Source organism: Undibacterium sp. TC9W (assembly GCF_049339865.1).
Taxonomy (GTDB): domain Bacteria; phylum Pseudomonadota; class Gammaproteobacteria; order Burkholderiales; family Burkholderiaceae_D; genus Undibacterium.
The window spans coordinates 1-254 of record NZ_JBMPPJ010000107.1 but is presented as its reverse complement, the minus strand read 5'-3'; the positions used below and the strand labels follow the sequence as shown (position 1 = coordinate 254).

Here is a 254-nt window from a genome sequence, read left to right as displayed (position 1 = left end):
TGTGTCGCCGACGCCGTCTTGGCGTATTGATTCCGTCATCCATCATGTACAAGTGTCCACTTAATAAGTGGACACGATCATCTACGCTTAAGCCCTTAACTTCAAGATGACTTCACCGGATGCTTACTATTCAGCTCTGCATTGTGCACATGGTTCGCAACAGCCTGAAATATGTTTCCTGGAAAGACTATAAAGAAGTTACCGCCGATTTAAAGCGCATCTACCAGTCTGCGACTGAAGAGCAGGCACTGGCA

The 254-nt window shown here is 46.9% G+C and carries 1 pseudogene; it reads left to right on the top strand.

Annotation, left to right across the window (positions count from 1 at the left end):
• Nucleotides 1-128: 128 nt before the first annotated feature.
• Nucleotides 129-254 (top strand): annotated as a pseudogene (locus tag ACO0LN_RS30445) (transposase); the annotation flags it as partial.